20 protein-coding genes are annotated in these 22,890 nt (G+C 60.9%); 12 read left to right on the top strand and 8 right to left on the bottom strand.

The features are described 5' to 3' along the window. Positions 1-104 precede the first annotated feature (104 nt). Genes ftsX through ftsY form a run of 3 tightly spaced genes read right to left on the bottom strand, consistent with a single transcriptional unit; the run spans position 105 to position 3,195 of the window. Positions 105-1,127, bottom strand: coding sequence for a permease-like cell division protein FtsX (gene ftsX, locus FRT59_RS12760; RefSeq protein WP_034116249.1), 1,023 nt, complete (start codon positions 1,125-1,127; stop codon positions 105-107). Then, a complete protein-coding gene (gene ftsE, locus FRT59_RS12755) occupies positions 1,124-1,795 on the bottom strand; it encodes a cell division ATP-binding protein FtsE (RefSeq protein ID WP_003234627.1) in 672 nt (223 codons plus the stop codon). Before ftsE ends, ftsX begins: the two co-directional genes overlap by 4 nt. Beyond that, a complete protein-coding gene (gene ftsY, locus FRT59_RS12750; RefSeq protein ID WP_153837445.1) occupies positions 1,792-3,195 on the bottom strand; it encodes a signal recognition particle-docking protein FtsY in 1,404 nt (467 codons plus the stop codon). The genes ftsE and ftsY overlap by 4 nt, the downstream gene beginning before the upstream one ends. A 338-nt stretch (positions 3,196-3,533) precedes the next feature. On the opposite strand from ftsY, the gene FRT59_RS12745 reads away from it, so the two are divergent. The 4 genes from FRT59_RS12745 to FRT59_RS12730 are packed head-to-tail and all read left to right on the top strand — an operon-like array spanning position 3,534 to position 8,036. Then, positions 3,534-4,889 carry a M16 family metallopeptidase gene (locus FRT59_RS12745; RefSeq protein ID WP_153871367.1) on the top strand — a complete coding sequence of 452 codons (1,356 nt, stop codon included), beginning with the start codon at positions 3,534-3,536 and terminating at the stop codon, positions 4,887-4,889. Beyond that, positions 4,882-6,372, top strand: a complete 1,491-nt coding sequence (locus tag FRT59_RS12740) for a M16 family metallopeptidase (protein ID WP_153871366.1) — start codon at positions 4,882-4,884, stop codon at positions 6,370-6,372. The genes FRT59_RS12745 and FRT59_RS12740 overlap by 8 nt, the downstream gene beginning before the upstream one ends. After that, positions 6,372-6,989, top strand: a complete 618-nt coding sequence (rsmD, locus tag FRT59_RS12735; protein WP_153871365.1) for a 16S rRNA (guanine(966)-N(2))-methyltransferase RsmD — start codon at positions 6,372-6,374, stop codon at positions 6,987-6,989. The genes FRT59_RS12740 and rsmD overlap by 1 nt, the downstream gene beginning before the upstream one ends. A 51-nt stretch (positions 6,990-7,040) precedes the next feature. Further along, positions 7,041-8,036: a hydrolase gene (locus tag FRT59_RS12730; protein ID WP_153837441.1), complete on the top strand. Its 996-nt coding sequence runs from the start codon at positions 7,041-7,043 to the stop codon at positions 8,034-8,036. A gap of 120 nt (positions 8,037-8,156) precedes the next feature. Here FRT59_RS12730 and FRT59_RS12725 read toward each other — a convergent pair whose 3' ends face one another. Together FRT59_RS12725 and FRT59_RS12720 are read right to left on the bottom strand one after the other, a co-directional pair. Continuing rightward, entirely contained in the window at positions 8,157-9,011 is an 855-nt protein-coding gene (locus FRT59_RS12725; RefSeq protein ID WP_153871364.1) for a sulfurtransferase, read from the bottom strand. Positions 9,012-9,044: 33 nt separating this feature from the next. Next, positions 9,045-9,716 (bottom strand): TetR/AcrR family transcriptional regulator, encoded by a 672-nt coding sequence (locus tag FRT59_RS12720; RefSeq protein ID WP_034116256.1) that lies wholly within the window; start codon positions 9,714-9,716, stop codon positions 9,045-9,047. Positions 9,717-9,862: 146 nt separating this feature from the next. Between FRT59_RS12720 and FRT59_RS12715 the strand changes: the two genes are divergently transcribed. The 5 genes from FRT59_RS12715 to FRT59_RS12695 all read left to right on the top strand — a co-directional run bounded on the left by FRT59_RS12715 (position 9,863) and on the right by FRT59_RS12695 (position 14,445). Next, entirely contained in the window at positions 9,863-11,290 is a 1,428-nt protein-coding gene (locus FRT59_RS12715; protein ID WP_153871363.1) for a coniferyl aldehyde dehydrogenase, read from the top strand. 28 nt (positions 11,291-11,318) lie between these two features. Continuing rightward, on the top strand, positions 11,319-11,864 hold the full coding sequence (locus FRT59_RS12710; RefSeq protein WP_153871362.1) for a twin-arginine translocation pathway signal protein: 546 nt from the start codon (positions 11,319-11,321) through the stop codon (positions 11,862-11,864). A 37-nt stretch (positions 11,865-11,901) separates the two neighbouring features. After that, positions 11,902-13,497, top strand: coding sequence for a GMC family oxidoreductase (locus tag FRT59_RS12705; protein ID WP_153871361.1), 1,596 nt, complete (start codon positions 11,902-11,904; stop codon positions 13,495-13,497). 114 nt (positions 13,498-13,611) lie between these two features. After that, on the top strand, positions 13,612-14,091 hold the full coding sequence (coaD, locus tag FRT59_RS12700) for a pantetheine-phosphate adenylyltransferase (RefSeq protein ID WP_003176711.1): 480 nt from the start codon (positions 13,612-13,614) through the stop codon (positions 14,089-14,091). Positions 14,092-14,193: 102 nt separating this feature from the next. Next, entirely contained in the window at positions 14,194-14,445 is a 252-nt protein-coding gene (locus tag FRT59_RS12695) for a YfhL family 4Fe-4S dicluster ferredoxin (RefSeq protein ID WP_003195146.1), read from the top strand. 134 nt (positions 14,446-14,579) lie between these two features. Here the strand turns inward: FRT59_RS12695 and mutM are convergent, their stop codons facing one another. Together mutM and FRT59_RS12685 are read right to left on the bottom strand one after the other, a co-directional pair. Beyond that, positions 14,580-15,392 (bottom strand): bifunctional DNA-formamidopyrimidine glycosylase/DNA-(apurinic or apyrimidinic site) lyase, encoded by an 813-nt coding sequence (gene mutM, locus FRT59_RS12690; protein WP_034116260.1) that lies wholly within the window; start codon positions 15,390-15,392, stop codon positions 14,580-14,582. 21 nt (positions 15,393-15,413) lie between these two features. After that, on the bottom strand, positions 15,414-16,226 hold the full coding sequence (locus tag FRT59_RS12685; protein WP_198809682.1) for an HDOD domain-containing protein: 813 nt from the start codon (positions 16,224-16,226) through the stop codon (positions 15,414-15,416). 308 nt (positions 16,227-16,534) lie between these two features. On the opposite strand from FRT59_RS12685, the gene FRT59_RS12680 reads away from it, so the two are divergent. Both FRT59_RS12680 and FRT59_RS12675 read left to right on the top strand, forming a co-directional pair. Next, positions 16,535-17,731 carry a class I SAM-dependent rRNA methyltransferase gene (locus tag FRT59_RS12680; protein ID WP_034116262.1) on the top strand — a complete coding sequence of 399 codons (1,197 nt, stop codon included), beginning with the start codon at positions 16,535-16,537 and terminating at the stop codon, positions 17,729-17,731. Between the two features lie 127 nt (positions 17,732-17,858). After that, on the top strand, positions 17,859-19,022 hold the full coding sequence (locus FRT59_RS12675) for an MFS transporter (protein ID WP_153871360.1): 1,164 nt from the start codon (positions 17,859-17,861) through the stop codon (positions 19,020-19,022). Here FRT59_RS12675 and FRT59_RS12670 read toward each other — a convergent pair. Beyond that, positions 19,019-20,752, bottom strand: coding sequence for a DUF4153 domain-containing protein (locus tag FRT59_RS12670; RefSeq protein ID WP_153871359.1), 1,734 nt, complete (start codon positions 20,750-20,752; stop codon positions 19,019-19,021). The two genes, FRT59_RS12675 and FRT59_RS12670, sit on opposite strands and share 4 nt — an antisense overlap. Before the next feature lie 290 nt (positions 20,753-21,042). Between FRT59_RS12670 and ilvD the strand changes: the two genes are divergently transcribed. Further along, on the top strand, positions 21,043-22,884 hold the full coding sequence (gene ilvD, locus FRT59_RS12665; protein ID WP_153871358.1) for a dihydroxy-acid dehydratase: 1,842 nt from the start codon (positions 21,043-21,045) through the stop codon (positions 22,882-22,884). Positions 22,885-22,890 lie beyond the last annotated feature (6 nt).

Here is a 22,890-nt window from a genome sequence, read left to right as displayed (position 1 = left end):
CTCGTGCAGTTCAGCACTGCGAAAATTGACCGGGAACCGTAGGACAAGTTCCCTAAACCACTGATACGGTCAATACAAACGAAACCACATTACCCTGGCATTAACTACTTCGGTGCCAGCTCACGTAAATGCCGTGCCACCGCAATCCAGGCACCGATATACCCCAACAAGACCGCGCCAAGCAAGAGACTCAGACCATCGGCAACCGGCACTCCCGCCAAGGCGAAATCACTGCCGTAGAGCCCGGCAAGCCCGACAACCGCGTCGTTCAGCCAGTCCAAGCCAAATGCCAGCACGCCCCAGGACAATATCCCGGCACCCAAGCCATAAAGCGCGCCCATGTATAGAAAAGGACGACGCACATAGCTGTCCGTGCCGCCGACCAGTTTAATCACTTCTATCTCGGTGCGACGGTTTTCAATATGAAGACGAATGGTATTACCTATCACCAAAAGTAATGCAGACACCAACAACACCGTCAGGCCGAACACAAAGCGGTCGCCCAGCTTGAGGATCGCGGCCAGGCGCTCTACCCAGACTAGATCAAGTTGTGCCTGTTGCACCTTCGGCATCTCTGCGAGTTTTTGTCGCAGGGCCTCCAGCGCCGGCTTATCGACTTCGTTTGGCGTCACCAGCACCACGCCCGGCAGCGGGTTTTGTGGCAGCTCCTTGAGCGCCTCGCCCAGGCCGGACTGCTGCTGGAATTCCTCAAGGGCCTGGTCGCGGCTGATGTACTCGGCCTCGGCAACGCCCGGGATGTTCTTGATGTCGTCACGCAGCGCTTCGCCTTCCTTGCTACTGGTGTCCAGGTTCAGGTACAGCGAAATCTGCGCCGCACGCTGCCAGGAACCGCCCAGGCGCTCCACATTATTAAGCAGCAGCGACAAGCCCATCGGCAGGCTCAAGGCCACTGCCATCACCAGGCAGGTGAAAAAGCTGCCGATCGGCTGCTTGCCCAGGCGGCGCAGGCTGTCTACCAAGCTGGCGCGGTGGCTTTCGATCCAGGCATGCAGCAAGGTGCCGAAGTCGGGACCGTCGTCTTCGTCGCGTTTTTTCTTCGGCGGTTGCGGATCGGCCGGCTTCGGCGCCACGCGCTCGGAAACTTTAGGGCTGCGAGTGGCACTCATACGCCGGCCTCCCCATCGCCAATCAGGCGACCGCGTTGCAACGTCAGCATGCGATGGCGCATGCGGGCAATCAGGGCCAGGTCGTGACTGGCGATCAGTACGCTGGTGCCCAGGCGGTTGATGTCTTCGAATACCCCCATGATCTCGGCCGCCAGGCGCGGGTCGAGGTTACCGGTGGGTTCGTCCGCCAGCAGCAAGGCCGGGCGGTGGACGATGGCGCGGGCGATACCGACGCGTTGTTGCTGGCCGGTGGACAAGTCGCCTGGGTAGAGGTCGGTCTTGTCCGACAACGCCACGCGCTCCAAGGCCGAATCCACACGCTTGACGATCTCGGCCTTGGACAGCCCGAGGATCTGCAACGGCAAAGCCACGTTATTGAACACTGTACGGTCGAACAGCAATTGGTGGTTCTGGAACACCACGCCGATCTGGCGGCGCAGGAACGGAATTTGTGCATTGCTGATGGTGGCCAGGTCCTGGCCCGCCAGCAGCAACTTGCCGGTAGTCGGGCGTTCCATGGCCAGCAGCAGGCGCAACAGGGTGCTTTTGCCAGCGCCGGAATGGCCGGTGACAAACAAAAACTCACCGCGACGCACTCGAAAGCTCAGCTCATGCAAGCCCACATGCCCATTGGCATAGCGTTTACCGACCTGTTCGAATCGAATCATGAACGCTCCCGCTCGGCAAAGAGTGCCTGTACAAAGGGTTCGGCCTCAAAGGTGCGCAGGTCGTCGATGCCTTCACCGACACCGATATAACGAATCGGCAACCCGAACTGTTTAGCCAAGGCGAAAATCACACCGCCCTTGGCCGTGCCGTCGAGCTTAGTCAATGCCAGGCCGGTCAGTTGCACCGTCTGGTTAAATTGCTTGGCCTGGCTGATGGCGTTCTGGCCAGTGCCGGCGTCGAGCACCAGCAAGACTTCGTGCGGCGCGTCGGCGTCGAGCTTGCTGATGACACGGCGGACTTTCTTCAGCTCTTCCATCAGATTGTCTTTGGTGTGCAGGCGACCGGCGGTATCGGCGATCAACACGTCGATATTACGGGCCTTGGCGGCTTGCACGGCATCGAAGATCACCGAAGCGGAATCGGCGCCAGTGTGCTGGGCAATCACCGGGATCTTGTTGCGCTCGCCCCACACCTGCAACTGCTCGACGGCTGCGGCACGGAAGGTGTCACCCGCGGCAAGCATGACTTTCTTGCCCTCGCCCTGCAGCTTCTTCGCCAGCTTGCCGATAGTGGTGGTCTTGCCGGCGCCGTTGACGCCGACTACAAGGATCACGAACGGCTTGTTCGGCGTGATCACCAGCGGCGCTTCCACCGGCTTAAGCATCGCAGCCAGTTCGGCCTGCAAGGATTTGTACAGGGCATCAGCGTCGGTCAGCTGTTTACGCGCGACCTTCTGGGTCAGGCTCTGGATGATCACGGCAGTGGCTTCGACACCCACGTCAGCGGTGAGCAGACGGGTTTCGATGTCTTCCAGAAGTTCGTCATCAATGACCTTCTTGCCCAGGAACAGGCTGGCCATGCCTTCGCCGATACTGGCGCTGGTCTTGCTCAGGCCCTGCTTGAGACGGGCGAAGAAGCCGGTTTTGCTGGTTTCGGCAGGGACGGCCGCAACTTGCGGCTCGATCACCTCGGGCGCGGCGGCAACCACCGGAGCAGCGACTTCAACGACAGTTGGCGCCTGCACCGCAACGTCCACGGGTTCAACCACCGCCGGAATCGGCGGCACTACATGCTCAGCCTGGACATCTTCAACCAGTGCCACAGGCTCTTCGGCCACCGGCAGCTCCAGCCACGGTTTGTGCTCGGGCTCAGGCTCGGGTTCTGCCTCGACCACCGGCTGCAAGACCGGCTCAGCCATTGGCAACACCACTGGCGCCGGGGTTTCGGCAACCGGCTCGGCTTCTACTGGAGGCTCAGGTAAAGGCTCAGGAATAGGCTCAGGTTGAACCTGCGGCTGTTCGACGACGGTTTCCTGCGGCTTTTTGCGCAGCCATCCGAACAGGCCTTTTTTCTCGCCAGCCGCAGCTGGGCTCTTCTTGTCGTCGTTGGAACCAAACATGGAGGACGGCTATCTCAAAGTAGCGATGCGCCAGGGCGCTTCGGTAAATAAATTCGATGCAGAACAGACTGCTTTAACGCCCGCTTGTTCATGCGCAACATTTTGTAAGGCGTAAATAAAGGCCTTGGCAAATCGTTTCAATATAGGACTGAAGCGATAAAATCGGCGAAAAGTGGAAGATCGTCGGGGAAACCCACCATCTATTCCAACTTTCCTACGACTGGACCCAGGATAAGATGACGACCACAGTGGCCGTCCCTAAATCGGATCAGTATCCTAGCACCTCCTCGCCCGCCGACGCTAAGACCAAGCGGGCAGCCCAACAGGTTTAAAAACGAATGAATGCTCTAGCCCGCCGCGCCGCAGGCCTGCTGCTCAGCACAGTTTGTCTGCCCCTCTCAGCTTTGGCTGCCGACCCACAACCCACCCATGAATTCATTCTGGATAACGGCCTTAAAGTGGTCGTGCGCGAAGATCATCGCGCGCCCGTGGTGGTTTCCCAGGTCTGGTACAAGGTTGGCTCAAGCTACGAAACCCCGGGCCAGACCGGTTTGTCCCACGCCCTGGAACACATGATGTTCAAGGGCAGTGCCAAGGTTGGCCCCGGCGAGGCCTCGCTGATCCTGCGGGACCTGGGCGCCGAAGAAAACGCGTTCACCAGCGATGACTACACCGCTTATTACCAGGTGCTGGCCCGAGACCGCCTGGGCGTCGCCTTTGAACTGGAAGCCGACCGCATGGCCAGCCTGCGCCTGCCGGCCGACGAGTTCAGCCGCGAAATCGAGGTTATCAAGGAAGAACGCCGCCTGCGCACCGACGACAACCCGATGTCCAAGGCCTACGAGCGCTTCAAGGCCATGGCCTTCCCCGCCAGCGGCTACCACACCCCGACGATCGGCTGGATGGCCGACCTGGAGCGCATGAAGGTTGAGGAACTGCGCCACTGGTACCAGTCCTGGTATGTGCCCAACAACGCCACTCTGGTGGTGGTCGGCGACGTGACCCCGGACGAGGTGAAAAACCTGGCCCAGCGCTACTTCGGCCCGATCCCCAAGCGTGACGTTCCGCCAGCGAAGATCCCACTGGAGTTGGCCGAACCTGGCGAGCGCCTGTTGACCCTGCACGTACAGACCCAGTTGCCGAGCGTGTTCCTCGGTTTCAACGTACCGGGCCTGGCCACCGCCGAAGACAAGCGCTCGGTGCAAGCCCTGCGCCTGATCTCGGCCTTGCTGGACGGCGGCTACAGCGCACGTATCTCCGAACAACTGGAGCGTGGTGAGGAACTGGTGTCCGCCGCCTCCACCAATTACGACGCCTATACCCGTGGCGATACGCTGTTCATGCTATCGGCCACGCCCAACCAGCAGAAGAAAAAGACCGTCGCCCAAGCCGAAGCCGGCCTGTGGCGCTTGCTGGATGAGTTAAAAGCCAAGCCGCCGACTGCCGAAGAACTGGAGCGGATCCGTGCCCAGGTCATCGCCGGCCTGGTGTACCAGCGCGACTCGATCACCAGCCAAGCCACGGCCATCGGCTCCCTGGAAACCGTCGGCCTGTCCTGGAAGCTGATGGACAGCGAGTTGGCCGACCTGCAAAGCGTCACGCCGGAAGATATCCAGAAAGCTGCGCGCACCTATTTCACCCGCGAACGTCTGAGCGTCGCCCATGTTTTGCCTGAGGAGACCGCTCATGAGTGATCGTAAAAACAGCCGCCTGATCCTGCCCGGCCTGATCGCCGTCACCCTGATCGCGGCCAGTGCCGTGTACTTCCTGCGCCCGAGCGAGTCGGTCGCCAGCCAGGCCCTGGACAAGGCTCAAACGACCAACACCCTGCAATCCCTGGCGGAACTGGACGGCAAGGCACCGACCAACCGCAAGCTCGACGTACAAACCTGGACCACCGCCGAGGGCGCCAAGGTGCTGTTCGTCGAAGCCCATGAACTGCCGATGTTCGATATGCGCATCCTGTTTGCTGCCGGCAGCAGCCAGGACGGCGACACGCCGGGCCTGGCGCTGATGACCAACGCCATGCTCAACGAAGGCGTGCCGGGCAAGAATGTCAGCCAGATCGCCAGCGGTTTTGAAGGTTTGGGTGCCGACTTCGGCAATGGTGCCTACCGTGACATGGCGCTGGTCTCCCTGCGCAGCCTGAGCGACAGCGATAAACGCACCGCCGCCCTGGCATTGTTTGACCAAGTGATCGGCCAGCCGACGTTCCCGGCTGATTCGCTGGCACGGATCAAGAACCAGATCCTGGCCGGTTTCGAGTACCAGAAGCAGAACCCCGCCAAACTGGCGAGCATCGAACTGTTCAAGCGCCTGTACGGCGACCACCCTTACGCTCACCCGAGCGAAGGCACCCCCGAGAGCGTGCCGAAGATTACCCTGGCGCAGTTGCAGGCGTTCCACGCCAAAGCCTATGCGGCAGGTAATGCGGTGATCGCCGTGGTGGGCGACCTGACCCGCGCCGAAGCCGAGGCCATGACGGCCAAGGTCTCTGCCTCGCTGCCCAAAGGCCCGGCCATGGCGAAGATCGCCCAGCCGACCGAGCCAAAAGCCGGCCTGAGCCGTATCGAGTTCCCATCCAAGCAAACTCACCTGCTGTTCGCACAACTGGGTATCGACCGCGCCGACCCGGACTACGCAGCCTTGTCCCTGGGCAACCAGATCCTCGGCGGCGGTGGCTTCGGCACCCGCTTGATGAGTGAAGTGCGTGAAAAGCGCGGCCTGACCTACGGCGTGTACTCCGGTTTCTCGCCAATGCAGGTGCGTGGCCCGTTCATGATCAACCTGCAGACTCGCGCCGAAATGAGCGGCGGCACGCTGCGCCTGGTTGAAGATGTGCTGGCTGACTACCTCAAGACCGGACCGACGCAAAAAGAACTGGATGACGCCAAGCGTGAGCTGGCCGGTAGCTTCCCGCTGTCCACCGCGAGCAATGCCGATATCGTCGGGCAGTTGGGCGCCATGGGTTTCTACAACCTGCCGCTGAACTATCTGGAAGATTTCATGAAACAATCCCAGGCCCTGACCGTAGAGCAGGTCAAGGCTGCCATGAACAAACACTTGAGCGCCGACAAGATGGTCATCGTGACCGCCGGCCCGACGATTGCGCAAAAGCCACTACCGCCCCCCACTGATAAACCTGCCGAGCAGCCGCTCGGGGTTCCGGAGCATTAATGGCCAGTTCATCTCGCCCGAAAAAACCTGTCCACAACGTGCATAACGGTGTGGGCCAACTGCGCATCATTGGCGGTGAATGGGGCAGCCGCAAGCTGAGCTTCCCCGACGTCGTGGGCCTGCGCCCCACACCCGATCGCGTGCGGGAAACCCTGTTCAACTGGCTCGCGCCGTACATCGGCGGGGCCAAGGTGCTGGATCCGTTCGCCGGCAGTGGCGCGTTGTTCCTGGAGGCGCTGTCCCGTGGCGCGGCCCAGGGCCAGGCGCTGGACGCCAGCAATGTGGCGGTGTCCAGCCTCAAGGAGCATCTGGGCACGCTGCGTTGCACCACCGGCCAGGTGCAGACGGCCGACGCGCTGCGCTACCTGGAAACCCAGACGGCGACTGAATATGACGTGGTGTTCCTCGACCCGCCGTTCAACCAGAACCTGCTGCCGACCGTGTGCGCATTGCTGGAAGAGCGCCAGTGGTTGGCGCCGGATGCCTGGATCTACACTGAAAGCGAGACCGCACCGTCCACGCTCGGCTTGCCGGGCATCTGGCGCCTGCACCGGGAGCAGAAGTCCGGGCGGGTGTATTACGCGTTATGGCACCGCTTGGTCGAAAGCGCCGCTTAACCTGTGGCCAGTGAGCTTGCCACGGCATGCTCACTGGCTACCGAGAGTTTCATGACCCCCTCTTCCGACTTGTTCAAACCCGCCTTCGGCCTCGGTAACCCCCACCTGCAAACACTGTGGGGGCCGCTGTTGCGCCCAACGACCCATATCGAACGCCAACGCGAACGCCTGTGGCTGGAAGACGGCGACTTCCTCGACCTCGACTGGCATGGCCCCCATGACCTGCAAGCACCGCTGGTACTGGTGCTGCACGGGCTGACCGGCTCGTCCAATTCGCCCTACGTGGCCGGCCTGCAAAAAGCCCTCGCCGCCCAGGGCTGGGCCAGTGCTGCATTGAACTGGCGCGGCTGCTCGGGCGAGCCAAACCTTCTGGCCCGCAGTTATCACTCCGGCGCCAGCGAAGACCTGGCCGCGGCGATTGCTCACTTGCGCGCCAAACGGCCACTGGCACCGCTGTATGCCGTGGGGTATTCACTGGGTGGGAATGTGTTGCTCAAGCATTTGGGGGAAACCGGCGCGGCGTCGCAGCTGCAAGGCGCGGCGGCGGTGTCGGTGCCGTTTCGCCTGGACCAGTGCGCCGACCGCATCGGCCTGGGGTTTTCGCGGGTTTATCAGAAACATTTCATGCGCGAGATGCTGGCGTATATCCGCGTCAAGCAGCGCCAGTTCCTGCTCGATGGCCGTGACGATGGGCTCAAAACCCTGGAAGCCCTTGGCTCGCTGGAGAAGATGCGCACGTTCTGGGACTTCGACGGGCGAGTGACTGCGCCGCTGCATGGCTTCCTCAATGCCGAAGACTATTATCGCCGTGCGTCGAGCCGTTATTACCTTGGCGACATTCGCACGCCGACGCTGATCATCCAGGCGGCCGATGACCCGTTTGTGTTTGCCCACAGCTTGCCGGAGGCCAGTGAACTCTCGGAATGCACCGAGTTTGAGCTGCTGGCAAAGGGTGGGCATGTGGGGTTTGTGGAGGGTTCGCTGAAGCGTCCCGGCTATTACTTGGAACGCCGCATCCCACAATGGCTACTGGCACAACATGGATAAAAATGTGGGAGGGGGCTTGCTCCCGATAGCGGTGGAACAGTCAGCTTATCCTTAGCTGACCCACTGCAATCGGGAGCAAGCCCCCTCCCACATTTTGATTGGGTTTACAGGGCCGATCGCTCAGTCACCTGTTGCCACTTCCCGCTTGGGATCCGTAATCCACTCACTCCACGACCCCGCATACAGCTTGCCCAACGGATACCCCGCCAACGCCAGCGCAAACAGGTTATGGCACGCCGTCACCCCTGAACCGCAATACGCCACCAATTCTTCAGCCGGGCGCCCCTGCAACTGCGCGGCAAAACGTTGCTTGAGCTGCTCGGCCGGCAGGAAGCGCCCATCACTGCCCAGGTTCTCAGTGAACGCCGCGCACTGCGCACCGGGAATGTGCCCGGCGATCGGGTCGATGGGCTCTACTTCGCCACGAAAACGCGCCTGTGCGCGGGCGTCGATCAGGGTCAGGCCAGGTCGGCCCAGGCGTTTGTGCAGGTGTTCAGCATCCAGCAGCAACCGATTATCCGGCGTACCGGCAAAGGTGCCCGGCTCAGTCACCGGCGCATCCAGGCTCAAAGGGAAGCCGGCGGCATGCCAGGCCTTGAGGCCACCGTCGAGGATAAACACACCCTCACGCTTGCCCAGCCAAGCCAGTAGCCACCAGGCCCGAGCGGCATAGGCGCCGGGGCCATCGTCATACAGCACCACATCGGTGTCGGCGCTGATGCCCCAGGCCCGCAGCTGCTTGGCGAACGTGTCCGCCACAGGTAAAGGATGACGACCGGTCACGCCCTTGGTCACCGGGCCGCTCAGATGCCGCTCCAGATCGGCATATTGCGCGCCTTCGATATGCCCTTCGGCGTAACTGCACAACCCGTAGTCCGGGTCTTCCAGGGCAAAGCGGCAATCGAGGATCACCAGCCCGGCAGTCTGCTGGCGTGCAGCCAATTGTGGGGGGCTGATCAGTTGGGCAAGCGGCATGACGGTCTCCTGCAGACAGATTCGGGAAAGGTCCTACTTCACTTCTTCCAGTGCCTGATTCAACGGCACGTAAAATTCTTTGAACAAGGCATCCACCGCCTCTCTGGCCTGGGGCGTGACAAACCCAGCCTCCAGCACCAGCACCTGGTACACCCCGCGCTTGATCGCCTCGGCGCTCAGATGGGTGGATTTTTCATTGGTGGTACACAGGAACCGCACCCACGAGGTCAGGATGATCCAGGCATTCAGGGTCAGGGCCTCGGTTTGCACCGGGTCCATATTGAGAATGCCGGCATCGACAAACCCTTGATAGATAGCACCGCCCTGGATCAGGCAACGCTGGGAAAACCGCCGGTAACCGGTAGCCAGTTCCGGGTCGCTCTCCAGCAAGTGTTCGAGATCGCGGTGCAGGAAGCGGTAACGCCACATGCCTGCCAATACGGCCTGCAGATAGAAACGCTTGTCTTCGACGGTAACGGCACGGCCCTGGGGCGGGCGCAGGAAGCTGTCCACCAAGGCTTCGTATTCACGAAACAGCACGGCGATGATCGCCTGCTTGTTGGGGAAGTGGTAGTACAGGTTGCCCGGGGAAATTTCCATGTGGGCGGCGATATGGTTGGTGCTGACACTGCGCTCGCCCTGCTGGTTAAAAAGCTCCAGGCTGGTTTGCACAATGCGCTCGCTGGTCTTTACTCGTGGTGCCATAGGGGATCAGCTTCTATACACGGGATGGGGCATCTTACGGCCTATCCCGGCCAGGTTAAATCTGGATGTTGCTGCAATGTTATTTGACAATTTAGAGCAATGACTCTAAAAATCCAGGCAGACCTATAACAATCGGGAACTGCGCCATGTCTGCCAACGTTGCCTACCTGCAAGATTCCCAGGCGCTGGATCAGCTCCAGAACCTGTTCGAAGCCCAGCGTCGCGCCTACGCCGCCAACCCGATGCCGCCCGCCGCGCAACGCCAGCAATGGCTCAAGGCCCTGCGGGATGTGCTCAGCGACGAACGCCAGGCACTGATCACTGCGATCAGCCAGGACTTCAGCCATCGCAGCGCAGACGAAACCCTGTTCGCCGAACTGATGCCCAGCCTGCATGGCATTCACTATGCCAGCAAACACCTCAAGGGCTGGATGAAACCGTCCCGCCGCGCCGTAGGTATTGCCTTCCAGCCCGCCTCGGCCAAGGTCATTTACCAACCCCTGGGCGTGGTCGGCGTCATCGTGCCGTGGAACTACCCGCTGTACCTGGCCATCGGCCCGTTGGTGGGAGCTTTGGCCGCCGGTAACCGGGTGATGCTCAAGCTCAGCGAATCCACGCCGGCCACCGGTGAACTGCTCAAGGCGCTGCTGGCCCGGATCTTCCCCGAGGACCTGGTATGCGTAGTGCTGGGCGAAGCCGAAGTAGGCATGGCGTTTTCCAAGTTGCGCTTCGATCACCTGCTGTTCACCGGCGCTACCAGCATCGGCAAGCACGTGATGCGTGCGGCGGCTGAACACCTCACGCCGGTGACCCTGGAGCTGGGCGGCAAGTCGCCGGCCATTGTCTCGGCCGATGTGCCCCTCAAGGACGCCGCCGAGCGTATCGCCTTCGGCAAAGCCTTGAACGCCGGGCAAACCTGCGTGGCGCCAGACTATGTGCTGGTGCCGGAAGATCGCGTGGAGGGTTTTGTCGAGGCCTATTCCAAGGCTGTCCGTGGGTTTTATCCGACCCTGGCCGACAACCCGGACTACACCGCCATCATCAACGAGCGCCAACTGGCCCGGCTCAATGCCTATGCCAAGGACGCCACCGACAAGGGCGCCACGCTGATTGCGCTTTACGAGCAAGGCCAGGCGCGGCGTATGGCCCACAGCCTGCTGCTGAATGTCAGCGACGACATGACCGTGATGCAGGACGAAATCTTCGGCCCGCTCTTACCCATCGTGCCTTATCGCGGCCTTGACCAAGCCTTCGCCTACATCAACCAGCGCCCACGCCCACTGGCCTTGTATTACTTCGGCTACAACAAGGGTGAACAGGAGCGCGTACTCCACGAAACCCATTCCGGTGGCGTGTGCCTGAACGACACCTTGCTGCACGTCGCCCAGGACGACATGCCGTTCGGTGGCATCGGCCCGTCGGGCATGGGCCATTACCACGGCCACGAAGGCTTCCTGACGTTCAGCAAGGCCAAGGGTGTACTGGTCAAACAGCGCCTGAACGCGGCGAAGTTGATCTACCCGCCCTATGGCAAGTCGATTCAGAAGCTGATCCAGAAGCTGTTTATCCGCTGATAACGCCACCTTCGGGACTCTAAAAACAATGAACCCCTGCCTGACTGATACACCCGCGCTGTCGCGGCGCGGTGTCTTGAAAATCGGCCTGTGTGCCAGCGCCTTCCTCGCCACCGCCGGGCTCGGCGCCAGCCTCAGCGGCTGCTCCAGCAGTACACCGGCCAGCGGTTTTGCCATGTTGCGCGCCAGTGACTTGCCGTTCTTGCGTGCGGTGATCCCGGTGCTGCTGGAAGGTGCGGCCAGCGCCGAGGCAGTGGCCGCCGGCATTGACGACACCCTGAAAAAACTCGACTACAGCCTGCAACACCTGTCGCCGGAGATGTTCAAGCTCACCCAGCAGTTGTTCGACGTGCTTGGCATGGGCATCACCCGCGGCCCGCTGACCGGTATCTGGGGCAGTTGGGAAAACGCCAGCAGCGAGCAAATCCGCAACTTCCTGCATCGCTGGGAAAACAGTTACTTGAACCTCCTGCGCATGGGCCAGGGCTCGCTGCTCAAGCTGGTGATCATGGCCTGGTACTTCCGACCTGCGTCCTGGGCCCATTGCGGCTATCCCGGCCCGCCGAAGATCTGATTCGCATCCCTCACAATAAAAACCAGAGACGACCCTGATGCCTGTACCCGACCTGTTCCGCGACGGCCTGGCCCGAGGCTGGAAAACCCATAATGGCGCCGCCCTCGACAACGACCTGACCCTGGAAGCCGATGTGGCCATCATCGGCAGCGGTGCCGGAGGCGGCACCACCGCTGAAATCCTCAGCGCAGCCGGCTACAAGGTGCTGCTGATCGAAGAAGGCCCGCTCAAGACCAGCAGTGACTTCAAACTGCTGGAGGACGAAGCCTATGCCAGCCTTTACCAGGAAGGCATCGGGCGCATGAGCAAGGACGGCGCCATCACCATCCTGCAAGGCCGGGCAGTGGGCGGCACCACCTTGATCAACTGGACGTCCAGCTTTCGCACACCCGACGAGACCCTCGCCCACTGGGCCAGCGAATATGCGGTGAAGGGCCACAGCAGTGCCGAGATGGCGCCCTGGTTTGAACAAATGGAGCAGCGCCTGGGCATCGCGCCTTGGGCGCTCCCGCCGAATGCCAACAACGATGTGATCCGCAAAGGCTGTGAAAAGCTCGGCTACAGCTGGCATGTGATTCCGCGCAATGTGCGCGGTTGCTTCAACCTGGGTTATTGCGGCATGGGTTGCCCGGTCAACGCCAAGCAATCGATGCTGGTGACGACCATCCCCTCCACCCTGGAAAAAGGCGGCGAGCTGCTGTACCTGGCCCGCGCCGAGCAGCTCAAATACAGCGGCGACACCATCAGCAGCCTCGAATGCGTGGCCATGGACGAGCGCTGCGTGGCGCCGACCGGACGCAAGATCACCGTGAAGGCCAAGCACTACGTGCTATCGGGCGGCGGTATCAACAGCCCGGCCCTGCTGATGCGCTCGGACGCACCCGACCCACATTCGCGGCTGGGCAAACGGACCTTCTTGCATCTGGTCAACTTCTCCGCCGGCCTGTTCGACGAGGTGATCAACCCGTTCTACGGGGCGCCGCAGTCGATCTATTCCGACCATTTCCAGTGGCAGGACGGCACCACCGGCAAAATGTCCTACAAGCTCGAAGCACCGCCCTTACACCCCGGATTGGCCAGCACCTTGTTCGGCGGCTATGGCACGCAGAACGCCCTGGACATGAATCGACTGCCTCACACCCACGCCATGCTCGCCCTGCTGCGCGACGGTTTTCACCCCGACAGCCCGGGCGGCACGGTGGAGTTACGCGGTGACGGCACGCCGGTGCTCGACTATCAGGTCTCACCCTACGCCTGGGATGGCCTGCGCCGAGCCTTCCACAGCATGGCCGAGATTCAGTTCGCGGCGGGGGCAAAATCGGTCAAGCCCCTGCATCACGACGCGCAGTTCGTGAACAGTCTGGCCGAAGCGCGCAGCTTGATTGATGGCCTGAGCCTGGAATTGCACCGCACAACCCTGGGCAGCGCCCACGTGATGGGCGGTTGCGCCATGGGCGAAGACCCGAAAAACGCTGTGGCCGACAGCCTCGGTCGCCATCATCAGTTACGCAACCTGTCGATCCACGATGGCTCACTGTTCCCAACCAGCATTGGCGCCAACCCGCAATTGTCGGTGTACGGATTGACCGCGCAACTGGCGACAGCATTGGCCGAACGTCTGAAAACAGCGTAAAAAAAGCCATTATTCGCGGTGTCTATAGTGCTTTCTTCTGCATAAGTTGACTTGGCCGACCGGGATGGCTGCGATACCATCCGGTTCCCCAACGGACTCCGCCAGGACGACGCGATGAACCGAGTGTTGTACCCAGGTACCTTCGACCCGATTACCAAAGGCCATGGCGATCTGGTCGAACGCGCCTCTCGCCTGTTCGACCATGTCATCATCGCGGTCGCGGCCAGCCCCAAGAAAAACCCGCTGTTTCCCCTGGAACAGCGCGTGGAGCTGGCGCGTGAGGTCACCAAGCACCTGCCTAATGTGGAAGTAGTGGGCTTTTCGACACTGCTGGCGCATTTCGCCAAGGAGCAGAACGCCAATGTGTTCCTGCGTGGCTTGCGCGCGGTGTCGGACTTCGAATACGAATTCCAATTAGCCAACATGAACCGCCAACTGGCGCCAGACGTGGAAAGCCTGTTCCTTACACCGTCTGAACGTTATTCGTTTATTTCCTCGACGTTGGTCCGTGAAATCGCCGCTTTGGGCGGAGATATCACCAAGTTCGTCCATCCTGCCGTGGCGGATGCGTTGACGTTGCGCTTCAAGAAGTAAGACCGCTCAATCGGCGCCTGCTCGCACTGCGGGCGCCAATGCGGCACAATTGCGCGCATTAGTTTTCAGATGCCTTGGCAGAGCGCCCTGGCAGGAGTTTCCATGTCCCTGATCATCACCGACGATTGCATCAACTGCGACGTCTGCGAACCCGAGTGCCCGAACGCCGCAATCTCCCAAGGCGAAGAGATCTACGTGATCGACCCCAACCTGTGCACTCAGTGCGTCGGCCACTACGACGAACCGCAGTGCCAGCAGGTTTGCCCGGTGGATTGCATTCCGCTGGATGAGGCACACCCTGAGACTGAAGAGCAGTTGATGGAGAAGTACCGCAAGATTACCGGTAAGGCTTAAGCTTCTTTTAGTGCCTGTTAGGGCCTCTTCGCGAGCAAGCCCGCTCCCACATTAACCGAGTTTCTTCAGGTTAAATGCAGTCAAATGTGGGAGCGGGCTTGCTCGCGAAGGCTGCATCAGCCCTCACACAGCACTCAACTCTGACACTTAGGGCAAAACACACTCGCCCGCTGCCCCAGCACCACATTGCGCAATTCGGTCCCACAGACCTTGCACGCCTCGCCGCCCCGGCCATAGACGTACAGTTCCTGCTGAAAATACCCCGGCTGCCCATCGCCGCCGATAAAGTCGCGCAACGTGGTACCGCCCCGCTCAATGGCGGCTGCCAGCACCCGCTTGATCTCAATCGCCAACTTCAAATAACGCCCGCGTGAAATGCCACCGGCGGCGCGACGCGGATCAATACCCGCCGCAAATAATGCTTCCGTCGCATAGATATTGCCCACGCCCACCACCACCGCGTTGTCCATGATGAACGGCTTCACCGCCATCGACTTGCCACGCGACAGCTGGAACAAACGCTCACCATCAAACAGATCGGTCAACGGCTCCGGCCCCAGGCGCAGCAGCAGCTCGTGATTATGCGGGTCCTGGCTCCAGAGCATCGCCCCAAAGCGCCGAGGGTCGGTGTAACGCAGGGCCAGGCCCGACTCCAGTTCGATATCCACATGCTCATGCTTGGCCGCCGGCAGGCCGACCTCCACCAGGCGCAGGTTGCCCGACATGCCCAGGTGGCTGATCAAGGTGCCCACTTCGGCATTGATCAACAGGTACTTGGCCCGCCGTTCCACCAGCACGATGCGCTGCCCCGACAGGCGCACATCCAGGTCTTCCGGGATCGGCCAGCGCAGGCGCCGCTCACGCACCACCACGCGGCTGACGCGTTGGCCCTCCAGGTGCGGGGCAATCCCGCGCCGGGTGGTTTCGACTTCTGGTAATTCGGGCATGTGTACCTCTTGAATAATGGGTCAGTGCGCGCCCAATTCGCGGATCGACAACTTCAGGCTCTCGAAGTCGTAGTCCGACAGGCCCACGTAATCCAACACCAGGTGGCCGATGGCATTCCACTCATGGTCCACCGGCTGGTTGCCCAGTACGCGGTAGGACGAACAGATATGCTCGGCCATCTTCAAAATTGCCAGCAGGTTCTTGAGCTGCGGGTTGCGCGACGACTCATCGCTGAAAATCGCCAGGGCGTTGTGGTGGTTGGCGATAGCGTCGGTCACATGCTCCGGCAGGCGCCAGGACTTGGCCGTGTAGTAACCGACCACCGCATGGTTGGTGTTGAACGCGTTGTTCTCGGTATCGACCACGCGGCAATCCGGGCCGGCGTTGGCGTAAGCCTGTTCCAGCACCGCCATGTAGTTGGGAAAACGCTTGAGCATCAGCGGCACGCCACAATCGTGGAACAGGCCCAATGCATACGCCTCATCGACTGCCTGGGAACCGGTGCGCTTGGCCAGGGAGAGGCAGGTCATGGCTACATCCTGGGCAGTGTCCCAGAACCGGTTGAGGGTCACGATGGTGTCATCGCTCATCTCGCCCTTGATCGACAGGGCGTTGATCAGGTTGATGATCGAACGGCTGCCCAACAGGTTCACCGCTCGCTGGATAGAAGCAATCTTGTTGCTGAGACCGTAATACGACGAATTGACGATCTTCAGCAGCGCACCGGACAGGCCCGGGTCCTGGGCGATCAACCTGGCGATCACTTCCAGGTCTGGGTCTGGCATGTACTGCTCCATCTGCAAATCCACCATGATTTGCGGTTGGGGCGGCACGCTGATGCCTTGCAGGACCTGCTGGATCTGCTCGGCGGAAAGCTCTTGGGACATAAATACACACTCTGGGCTAGGCGCGAATTCTAACCCTTATGAAGACCCGGCCGACACCCAAATGCCCGATTGAAACCGGACTAAATGTGGGAGGGGGCTTGCTCCCGATAGCGGGAGATCAGTCAGCTCATCTTTCACTGACATACCGCTATCGGAAGCAAGTCGAATCGTCGCACGCCCCTCCACATGTCCGGCGGCGCCGCCAACTAATGCACAACACGGTATACTCCCGCTCTTTTTTCCGGAGCGACGTCATGTCCCTGCCAAGCCTGCGTCTCAAAGCCAACGCCGATCGTCGTTTGCGCAACGGCCACCTGTGGGTCTACAGCAACGAAATCGACGTGGCCGCCACACCTCTTCACGGCTTCCAGGCAGGCGACCAGGCTATCCTGGAAGCGGCCGGCGGCAAGACTTTGGGCATCGTGGCCATGAGCCCGAACAACCTGATCTGCGCCCGCCTGCTGTCGCGCGACATCAAGTTGCCTCTGGACAAGTCGCTGCTGGTGCACCGCCTGAACGTGGCGTTGTCCCTGCGTGATCGCCTGTTCGACAAGCCGTTCTACCGCCTGGTCTACGGTGATTCCGACCTGCTGCCGGGCCTGGTAGTCGATCGTTTCGGCGACATCCTGGTGGTGCAGATCGCTTCGGCGACCATGGAAGCTCATAAAGAAGACGTGATCGCCGCCCTGACCCAAGTACTCAAGCCCACCGGCATCCTGTTCAAGAACGACTCCGCCGCGCGCGATGCCGAAGGCCTCAACCGCTACGTCGAAACCGTGTTCGGCCTGGTGCCGGAGTGGGTCGCCCTGGAAGAGAACGGCGTGAAATTCGAAGCCCCGGTGATCCAGGGCCAGAAAACCGGTTGGTTCTACGACCACCGCATGAACCGCGCACGCCTGGCCCCGTATGCCAAGGGCAAGCGCGTACTGGACCTGTACAGCTACATCGGCGGCTGGGGCGTGCAAGCAGCCGCCTTTGGCGCCAGTGAAGTGTTCTGCGTCGATGCGTCGGCCTTTGCCCTCGACGGCGTGGAGCGCAACGCTGCGCTGAACGGTTTTGCCGAGAAAATGACCTGCATCGAAGGCGACGTGTTCGAAGCCCTAAAGGAACTGAAAGCCAGCGAAGAGCGCTTCGACGTGATCGTCGCCGACCCACCGGCCTTCATCAAACGCAAGAAAGACATGAAAAACGGCGAAGGCGCCTACCGCCGCCTCAACGAGCAAGCCATGCGCCTGCTCAGCAAGGACGGCATCCTGGTCAGCGCGTCGTGCTCCATGCACCTGCCAGAAGATGATCTGCAAAACATCCTGCTGACCAGCGCCCGCCACCTGGACCGCAATATCCAGATGCTCGAGCGCGGCGGCCAGGGCCCGGATCATCCGGTGCACCCGGCGATTGCCGAGACGCGGTATATCAAGAGCATTACTTGCCGGTTGCTGCCCAATAGCTAAGGTCAAACGCGGATAAAAATGTGTGAGGGGCAAGCCCCCTCACACATTTGTTTTTTGTGGTTTTGATTGAATTCCATTTTTCGCAGACTAGTATCGGTTTCTGGTTTTACTCCGGAAAACAAAAACAATGTCTGGGTCCACCCTCTCCCGCTTCATCCTCATCACCTGCATTTCACTGATCAGCTTTTTCCCGATCAATATCCTGCTCCCTTCGTTCCCCGCCCTGTCCACCCAGTTCGACACGCCCACCGCAGACATCGCGCTGTCCATCAGCCTGTTCACCCTGGTGTTTTCGATCTCGCAACTGGTCGCCGGCCCGCTGTCGGATAAATGGGGGCGCAAGGAAGTGCTGCTCGGCTGCATCACGCTGTCGATCCTTGGCGCAATAGGCTGCGCGCTGGCGTCGGACTACCTGACCTTTCTGCTGTTTCGCACGGTACAGGCCATGGGCTGCGGGTTCTTCGTGTTGGGCCATGCACTGGTGGAAGACCTGTTCGAGGAACAGGACCGCGCCCGCGTGCGCCTCTATTACATGACCTTGAGCGGCTCGTTTGTCGCGCTGTCACCGCTGATCGGCTCCTGGCTGCAAACCACGTTCGACTGGCAAGGCAGCTTCTACGGCTTTGCACTGATGGCAGCGGGCATGCTGATTCATGCGTTCTGCATCCTGCCTTCCAAGTCCTCCAGCCCGCACCGTGCGCCGGTGTCCATCCTCGGCACGCTCAAGGCTGTCGCCCGCAACCGCGACTTCCTGCGCTACTGGTGGATCGCCGCGCTGGTGTTCGCCTGCTATTTCGCCTTGATCAGCGTGACACCGCTGATCTTCATGGATTCATTGAAGTTGTCCGAGTACCAGTACGCCTTGGTGCTGATGGTATACGGCGCGGCCTATTTGCTCGGCGGCGTGGTAGCGTCGTATCTACAAAAACGTATCTCGCTGCCCCGACAGATCAATATCGGCCTCGGCTTGCTCAGTGTTTCCGGCGTGCTGTTGGCGCTGATCATCCACTGTGAGGCCATCACCACCCTCACCTTGCTCATTCCCATGCTGATCAGCGCCCTGGCTGTCACGCTGGTGAGGCCTGCCGCCATTTCCGCCGCAATGTTGCTGTTTTCGAGCAGCGCCGGCACTGCCGCCTCGGCCGGCAACAGCATCATGTTCCTCACTGCCGCCGTCAGCAGCGCGGCGCTGGCCCAGACAGGCGATCACCTGCTCATGACCATCGCCCTCAGTTTCATCGGGCTGAGCCTGTGGGGGTTGCTGACCAACAGCAGGATCGGGCGCCGCTAAGGCTGGCGAATCACCGGCGTCAGCAGCATATCGCTGGACTGCAACTGCCTGTATCGCGGCTTTACCAACGAGATGTTGCCTTCGCGAATGTCGCGGATCAGTGTCTCGGTGTCGACGTGACCGTCGGGCAGTTGTGTCCAGAGCAGAGGGCCGCGATCGTCCCACTCACCTTTCTCATCCAAGACATAAATGCGCGGTGACTTGTACTCGTATCGAAAACCGGCGCCAGGCACCACCAGTACCTCGCTTTGGCCGTCCTCGTCGAGGTCGACCGCCCACAGCACACAGCCGGAATCGCAAGGTGAGTCCGCGATCTCGCTGATAGCAACAAACTGCTCGCTGCCTTTGGGTTTGGGGCCGATCCATTCCAACTCGGGCTTGGGCGCTCGCGCCCGCTCCTTGGCCAACTGTTCCTCATAACTCAGCGACGTATCTTCCATTCTCTCGCGCAGGGCCCGGCGAGACTCCGGGTCAAGAATGCGCTCCTGGTCCAAGTCCATCTGCAACTGGGCATACGCCTCCTCGCCGGCCTTCCCCAAGCCGAAGCGCAGGTAATGGGCATCAAACGCGTGCGCGTTGGTGCGCCCATCAAGCAAGCGTTGCACCTGGTCGTCAACGCTGAGCCGTATCGGGTTGAGTACCGGCGTATTGATCAACACCAACAACACACAAAACAGCAACGCCAGTGCCGGGTTGGTAATGCGCAGGTTGCTGAGCCAAGCCGGCGAACGCAAGACCACCGCCCACACCGCTGCCAGACCATACAAGCTGCACAGGAGTGCCAGCGCCAGTGCAATGAAACGTTGCGGCGACAAAGCATATTGCTCGACGCGCAGCCAGCTGGAGTAAAACGCCAGCGCTGCGAGAATCGGCAGGCACAACAGGCTGAACTCGACAAAGCGCATCAGCCACTTGGGATATGGCCGAGGTTGCCCGCCCTCTTGAAAGACGCCATTGAGCAAAAACAGCTGGGCTCCGGCCAACACCAGCAAAATCGGCGTGGAGTAGCCCGTTGCCCAAATACGGTCGAGCCCGGTGAATGGCAAGGTCAGGGTAAACAGCACACTGATCAGTGCAATCAACGGCAACAACAATCCACAGGCACCAAACAGCATGCCGCGCATCTGGCCGATGACTTTCTCACTGCGCCCTCCCATGTACATGCCCAGCGCGAACACCAGCGGCACGCTGAAACACATAAATGTTTGGCTCCAGAAGTGGAGCTCAAAAAATTCGATGCCCAGCATCAGGAACAGTCGGCTCCACAGCTTGAGCAACAATAGGAAAATACCGACGAGGATCAGGGCATACAGCACCCTGAACACACTGTTCCAGGCTTGCTGAAACAGGTCTTCATACCGCCAGCGCTGCCCCTTCGCGACGGGCCAGGCAACCAGAAAGCTGGCGCAGATGTAGCTCAGCAGCACCAGGCTGATGCACCAGGCGTCCACCTCCCGTCGGCTAATCAGCAAGTGCTCGGCTCTGTAAAAGACCCACATCGTCATGCCGCTCACCAGCAAAGTGAACGCCAACGTAGGCAGCAAAGCGCGCCATTGCCGGGCTTTTTCCCCCAGCAACTGCAACAGAGTCCCACCCACCAAGGCCACGGCCAAGGCGCCGGTAAGCAGCACTTGGCTAGACGTGAAGAGCCGGTCGGCGTAATAGAACACGATGCCCTGAAGCAGGCCGATCAGCAGGTAAAACCCAAGAAAGCGATTGAGACCAGGCATTCCAATTCCTTTGGAGTGGGGGGAAGGCAAAGGGCCGCAAGTCTAAACAAAGCCTGTGCCCTTGGGTAATACGCCTGCACATCCCCGTTCCCTCCCGCCGTCAGCGGTGTAGAATCGATGCTATTCATCGCCAGTCATCCCCCGGCGGGTTTATGAGCTCGAGGCCCAAGCACGCGGCGATCCCGCGACGCGAGTGGCAACTTCCGGACACACGGCCATTTTCTGAGTGTTCCAGACGTCAATAGAAGCTCACTCCCCTTTGATACCTGATTAGCCGCCCGGAGTGCTCCATGCCAGATTACCGCTCGAAAACATCCACCCACGGCCGCAACATGGCCGGCGCCCGCGCACTGTGGCGTGCCACGGGGATGAAAGATGACGACTTCAAGAAGCCGATCATCGCGATTGCCAACTCCTTCACCCAATTCGTACCCGGCCACGTCCACCTCAAGGACCTGGGCCAACTGGTCGCCCGCGAGATCGAACGCGCCGGCGGTGTAGCGAAAGAATTCAACACCATCGCCGTGGATGACGGCATCGCCATGGGCCATGACGGCATGCTGTATTCCCTGCCGAGCCGCGAGATCATCGCCGACTCCGTGGAATACATGGTCAATGCCCACTGCGCTGACGCCATCGTGTGCATCTCCAACTGCGACAAGATCACCCCTGGCATGTTGATGGCTGCCTTGCGCCTGAACATCCCGGTGATCTTCGTCTCCGGCGGGCCAATGGAAGCCGGCAAGACCAAACTCGCCTCCCACGGCCTCGACCTGGTCGACGCCATGGTCATCGCCGCCGATTCCAGCGCTTCTGACGAGAAGGTCGCGGAATACGAGCGCAGCGCCTGCCCGACCTGCGGGTCGTGCTCCGGCATGTTCACCGCCAACTCGATGAACTGCCTGGTGGAAGCCCTGGGCCTGGCCTTGCCGGGTAACGGTTCCACCCTCGCTACCCACAGCGACCGCGAGCAACTGTTCCTGCAGGCCGGCCGTACCATCGTCGAACTGTGCAAGCGTTACTACACCGAGAACGACGAGTCGGTACTGCCGCGCAATATCGCCAACTTCAAGGCGTTCGAGAACGCCATGACCCTGGACATCGCCATGGGCGGTTCCACCAACACCATCCTGCACTTGCTGGCCGCGGCCCAGGAAGCCGAGATCGATTTCGACCTGCGCGACATCGACCGTCTGTCCCGTCACGTGCCACAGCTGTGCAAGGTCGCGCCGAACATCCAGAAGTACCACATGGAAGACGTGCACCGTGCCGGCGGGATCTTCTCGATCCTCGGCTCCCTGGCCCGTGGCGGCTTGCTGCACACCGACCTGCCGACCGTGCACAGCAAGTCCATCGCCGAAGGCATCGCCAAGTGGGACATCACCCAGACTGACGACGAAGCCGTGCACACCTTCTTCAAGGCCGGCCCGGCGGGCATCCCGACCCAGACCGCATTCAGCCAGTCGACCCGTTGGGATACGCTGGATGACGACCGTGAAAACGGCTGCATCCGCAGTGTCGAGCACGCCTACTCCCAGGAAGGCGGCCTGGCCGTGCTGTACGGCAACATCGCCCTCGATGGCTGCGTGGTGAAAACCGCCGGTGTGGATGAATCCATCCACGTCTTCGAAGGCCGCGCCAAGATCTACGAAAGCCAGGACAGCTCGGTACGCGGCATTCTCGCTGACGAGGTCAAGGAAGGCGACATCGTGATCATCCGCTACGAAGGCCCGAAAGGCGGCCCGGGTATGCAGGAGATGCTCTACCCCACGTCCTACCTGAAATCCAAGGGCCTGGGCAAAGCTTGCGCGCTGCTGACCGACGGCCGTTTCTCCGGGGGCACCTCGGGCCTGTCCATCGGCCACGCTTCGCCGGAAGCCGCTGCCGGGGGCGCGATTGGTCTGGTGCAGGATGGCGACAAAGTGCTGATCGACATTCCGAACCGCTCGATCAACCTGTTGATCAGCGACGAAGAACTGGCTGCACGCCGGGTCAAGCAGGACAAGAAGGGCTGGAAGCCGGTGGAGAAGCGTCCACGCAAAGTCACCACCGCGTTGAAGGCCTATGCCCTACTGGCCACCAGTGCCGACAAAGGTGCTGTGCGTAACAAAGCAATGCTCGACGGCCTGTAAGACTCG

Origin of the sequence: Pseudomonas haemolytica (assembly GCF_009659625.1) — a bacterium.
Lineage (GTDB): Bacteria > Pseudomonadota > Gammaproteobacteria > Pseudomonadales > Pseudomonadaceae > Aquipseudomonas > Aquipseudomonas haemolytica.
The sequence above is the reverse complement of the archived record's forward strand: the minus strand, read 5'-3'. Positions and strand labels throughout refer to the sequence as shown.